Here is a 4,612-nt window from a genome sequence, read left to right on the forward strand (position 1 = left end):
GAGATGCGCTCGGCGGGGGGCAGCTCGCCGGTGAGGCTCTTGAGGAACGCCACCAGGTCGTCCACCTCGCCGTCCTTCAGCGTGCGCCCCAACTGGTAGCGCCCCATCAACCGCACCATGGTGGGCAGGTCCTGCACGCTGCCGTCATGCAGGTAGGGCCCCGTCTTCTCCACGTTGCGCAGGGTGGGCACGCGGAAGTAGCCCCGGTCGTCCTCGTTCTTCGTCGCGTCGAAGCGGCCCGCGTCGGTGAGCATCGGGTACTCCTCCACCAGCCCCAGCTTCTGGAACGACGTGCCGCCCACCGCCGGGCCGTTGTGGCACGTGGTGCAGCCGGTGGTGACGAAGGCCTCCAGGCCGCGCTGCTCCGCGACGCTGAGGGCCGCGTGCTCGCCCGCGAGGAAGCGGTCGAACCGCGACGGCGTGGTGAGCGTGCGCTCGAAGGCGGCCAGGGCCTTCGCGGCGTGCGCCAGCGTCACCGGCTTGCGCTCCTTCGGGAAGGCGGCGTGGAAGCGCGCGGTGTACTCGGGCATGGAGGACAGCGTGGCCTCGACGCGCTTCGCGTCGGGCATGGCCATCTCCACCGGGTTCATCATCGGGCCCTCGGCCTGCGCCTCCAGCGTGGCGGCGCGGCCATCCCAGAACTGCGCGATGTGGCGGGCGGCGTTGTAGACGGTGGGCGAGTTGCGGCTGCCCTTCTGCCCCCGGTGCCCGTCCGACAGCGCCTTGTTGTCCACGCCGAAGGTGTCCAGGCCGTGGCACGTGTTGCACGACACGTCGTGGTTCTTCGACAGGCGGGGCTCGTGGAAGAGCATGCGGCCCAGGGCCACCTGCGCCTCGGTGTCCGCCGGCAGCGGCGCTTCGCCGCGCGGGGCCTGGAAGAAGTGCGAGGCCAGCTTCGCCACCGCGACCGCATCCGGCGCGGGCGGCTTCGCGGCGGCGACGGCGGGCGCGGGCGGCGCCACGGCGGGCGCTTCCGGAGCACGCTCACAACCGGCGAGCGCACCAAGGCCCAGGGCCGACAGGGTGAACCACGGGAGCAGTCGAGTTCGCAGCATGTGGGGGGCCTTCCGCGAGCGAAACAGCGCGGGCGCACCGTACCAGCGCCTTGCCCCCGGTGCGCCGAGGCAAGACGCCGCACCCCGCATCCCGGCTACCCGTACCCATCAGTCCAAAGCCTGCCCGGACAGCGGCCCGGCGGGCAGGACGCGGAGCCCTGCGGAACAAGTCCCCCGCTGCTACCCCTTCACTTCATCCACGGACCTGGCGGCGTGCCAGGACCGCGGACCGGGGCATCCGCCTGGAAGCGGAAGTCCGGGCTGGAAGCGAACGCCAGGGAGGACGACGGATGCAGGACGACGCGGGCGACAAGGGGCGCGAGGTGGACGTGCTCGTCTGTCGCAAATGCCTGACGAAGTGCGCCCGGGGTGGAGGCCAGGACCTGCCGCGCTGGCTCCAGGGGGAGCTGGCCGACCGCGGCCTCGCCGGGCAGGTCCGCGTCACGCCCACCGGGTGCATGAACCAGTGCCCACGCCGGCAGGTCACCGTGCTCGTCTCCGACACCGACGACCCCGAGGGCCGCCTGCTCCTGGTGGAGCCGCGCCTGCAACGCGACCTGCTGCTGAAGTTCGTGGAGCGCCGCGCCCGTCCCGGCGCGCCGGAGGCTCCGGCCGCTCCCGCGAACGACGGCGACGCTCCGGGGCGGGGGCAGGAGCACCTCGGTGATGAAGCGGTCCACGAGGAACGCGGCCAGTAGACCGGTGGCCGTGCCGGCGGTGTCCCACGCCAGGTCCTTCATGGAGAAGACGCTGCCGCGTGCGCGGTCATACACCTCCTTGCCGACCCCCACGCCCAGACCCAGGCCCACGCCGGTGAGAGCCCGCGCGCCCGGTGTGTCGAACAGGAGCGCGCCCGCGCCATAGCCCACGCCGGTGGCGGCCAGACACGCCGCGAAGTGCTTGGGCTTGTCGGGGCCAAACCAGTCATCCCCGGATTGGGCGACAGCAGCGGTCGGGGCGGCGAGAAGCGCGAGGGCGGAGACGAGGGCGGTGCGCGGGGACATGCACCCATCCTGTAGCATTCCCCGACGGACGAATGACCCTCTCCCAGAGTGAAATCCGGGGTGGGTTTGAAGCCTGCCAACCCCCACGGTTGGTGCGTTTTGGAGACGAGGCCCACGGCTGGGTTTATGCTCGTGAGCGCTTTGAACGGACTCGGCCCTTCGCTCAGCTTCCGGCAAACCCGTCACCCCGCGCTCGATGGTGCGCGGGGTCTGGCTGTCGTTGCCATGGTGATGGGGCACACGCTGGATGCGCTGCTCGCGCCCGCGCTGCGAGACCATCCGTGGGTCCAACGCTACTGGGAGCTGCGGGGCATCACCGCGCCGCTGTTCCTGCTGGTGAGCGGCTGGGCGGTGGTGATGGCGCTGGGCACGCGTCCCGGCGCGGCGAAGGACTCCTTCGGGCGCAGGTTCCGCCGGGCGCTGCTGCTGCTGTTCCTGGGATACCTGCTGCACTGGCCGGGCTGGGGCGCGGTGCGCGACCTGGGCTACTCCGACGCCATGTTGGCCAAGGTGTTCCAGTTCGACGCGCTCCAGTGCATCGGGGCCTCGCTGCTCTTGGGCGCGTTCGTGCTGGTGCTGACGCCGAACCTGGGCGCGCGGGCACTCGCCCTGGGCGGACTGGCGGTGGGCATCCCCCTGGCGAGCGCCGTCCTGTGGAACGCAGGCGCGCACCTGCCGGTGCCGGTGCAGCAGTTCATCGGCAATGGCGAGGGCAGCCGCTTCCCGTTCTTCCCCTGGGCGGGCTTCTTCTTCGCGGGGGCCTTCGCGGCGCACGCGCTGCACCTGTTGAAGCCGGGGTGGCCGCAGGGGCTCGCGCTCCTCGCGCTGGGCGGAGGGCTGCTGGCGCTCACCCGGTGGATGCCCGTCGAGTGGACGCCCACCAGCCCCACGATGGTGATGTTCCGCGTGGCGCAGGGTCTGCTGGTGTTGGGCGGGGTGAACCTGCTGCCGCAGCGGCTGAGCGGACTGCTGGCGCCGCTGGGGCGGCTGTCGTTGTGGCTCTACGTGCTGCACCTGCCGATGGTGTACGGCTGGGCGGACATCGCCGGCCTCTCGCAGCGCATCGGCCCCCGGCTGGGCATCGCCGCGGCGCTGGGCGTGTCGGTGGCGCTGCTGGTGGGCTGCTACCTCATCGCCCGTCTGGGACGGTGGATGCGCGAGCAGGCCCGTCCCTGGCGCGCGGGCTCGACGACGCTGGGTGCCCGCGTGGGCACCGCGCGCCTGGGCCAGTAGCCACGGGCGCGGCCTTCCGCGCCGCCCCGTGCCCTGACCGCCGGAAAGCCCCGGCTCAGCCTTCCGTGCCGGTGCGAGGCAGGCGCGCGGGCGGCTGCGTCGCCAGCCCCCGGGCCACCAGGTCCCGCACCACGGACTCCAGCGCGGCGATGCGGCGGCCCGCGCGGCCCTGGGCCCACGGATTCACCGCCGACGCGCCGAGCATCTCCACCGCCTGCTCCACCCCGCCCGCCTTGCCCTTGAGCGCCCGCGCCGTGGCGAGCCGCACGTTGCGCGCAGCCTTGCGCGACAGGCCGCCACTCCACAGCAAGTCCAGCGCGAAGGTGGTCCACACCGTCAGCTCGTCCTCCGGACGCAGGAACGCCTCGAAGCGGGCGAGCGCCTCCGCGCGGGGCTCACCGGCGCGCAGCGCTTCCTCCGACAATTCCACATGCAGCGGCGTGCTGTAGGCCAGCGGCTGCTCCGGGGCGATGACCGCCTCGAAGCGCTCCCCCGTGGCCAGCCGGCACGCGACCAGGTGCACCAGCTCCGGCGGGATGTCCGCCTCCAGCGGGTGCGCGTTGGCCTCCGCGTAGAAGAGCACCAGGTGCTCGGAGGCCTCCGCCAGCGAGCGCAGCTCCAGGGGCGGACGCCACTCGCCCTTGTAGATGCGGCGGCGCCCCGGGCCATCGCGCGTCTCCTGCCGCTCCAACTGCGTGTCCACCATGAACTCGAACGCGCCCAGCATCCGGTCGAAGTGCTCCGGACGGCCTTCGAGCTGCCCCAATATCTCCGCAACCGCCTCGATGGTGGAGACGCAGTGGTCGGCGGGCTCGGCACGGATGCGGTAGTTGCTCGGGCGGCGCGGCACGAAGCCGATGCGCGGCAGGCCGGCGAGCAGCGGGTTGCGCATCACCACCTTCTTCGCCTGCGGCCAGGTGCCGTCCACGACGATGAGCGTCTCCGGCGGGTTCGCCCGGGCATCCTCGACGGAGATGGCGTCCTCGCCGGGAAAGAGCACCGCGACGCGCTCCGGGTTGCGCGCCAGCTCCTCCAGCCGGGCGTGGCCGGTGAAGTCCACGCCCCGGTGCAGCTCGGAGTTGGGCAGCGACAGGTGGGCCATGCGCGCCGTGCCAATGGCCACGCGCCGCTCCCGGGGGTGCTGGAGGAACACCACGCGCGTGCGCGTCTCCAGTTGGGGAACGTGGGCGCAGTAACACGCGCTCTCGGGACGCAGGCAACGGACACAGAAGGAACGCACGCCGGCCCTTTATCACGCCTCCGCCCGGACGGCCCGCGGCCCGGGCCTGAGCACCGACAGGAGGGGCGCCCCCTCCCCCC

At 72.7% G+C, this 4,612-nt stretch carries 4 protein-coding genes; 1 reads left to right on the top strand and 3 read right to left on the bottom strand.

Annotation, left to right across the window (positions count from 1 at the left end):
* Both D7Y13_RS38835 and D7Y13_RS38840 read right to left on the bottom strand, forming a co-directional pair.
* Nucleotides 1–1,055: cytochrome-c peroxidase (locus D7Y13_RS38835; protein ID WP_120630980.1), on the bottom strand; the 1,055-nt coding region annotated here is incomplete at its 3' end.
* Between the two features lie 188 nt (nt 1,056–1,243).
* The gene (locus D7Y13_RS38840) at nt 1,244–2,059 is read right to left on the bottom strand and encodes a YfiM family lipoprotein (protein WP_199732988.1); all 816 of its coding nucleotides are present in this window, start codon (nt 2,057–2,059) and stop codon (nt 1,244–1,246) included.
* A 225-nt stretch (nt 2,060–2,284) separates the two neighbouring features.
* Between D7Y13_RS38840 and D7Y13_RS38845 the strand changes: the two genes are divergently transcribed.
* Nucleotides 2,285–3,292: an acyltransferase family protein gene (locus D7Y13_RS38845; protein ID WP_233596019.1), complete on the top strand. Its 1,008-nt coding sequence runs from the start codon at nt 2,285–2,287 to the stop codon at nt 3,290–3,292.
* A gap of 55 nt (nt 3,293–3,347) precedes the next feature.
* Here the strand turns inward: D7Y13_RS38845 and D7Y13_RS38850 are convergent, their stop codons facing one another.
* Complete coding sequence (locus D7Y13_RS38850) at nt 3,348–4,532, bottom strand: tRNA-uridine aminocarboxypropyltransferase (RefSeq protein ID WP_120586062.1); 1,185 nt, start codon at nt 4,530–4,532, stop codon at nt 3,348–3,350.
* Nucleotides 4,533–4,612: the final 80 nt, after the last annotated feature.

The organism is Corallococcus praedator (assembly GCF_003612125.1).
GTDB classification, from domain to species: domain Bacteria; phylum Myxococcota; class Myxococcia; order Myxococcales; family Myxococcaceae; genus Corallococcus; species Corallococcus praedator.

Bases quoted from the DNA above. Each gene is read 5' to 3' on its own strand.
- D7Y13_RS38840 (WP_199732988.1), bottom strand. From the start codon at position 2,059: ATGTCCCCGCGCACCGCCCTCGTCTCCGCCCTCGCGCTTCTCGCCGCC.
- D7Y13_RS38845 (WP_233596019.1), top strand. From the start codon at position 2,285: ATGGTGATGGGGCACACGCTGGATGCGCTGCTCGCGCCCGCGCTGCGA.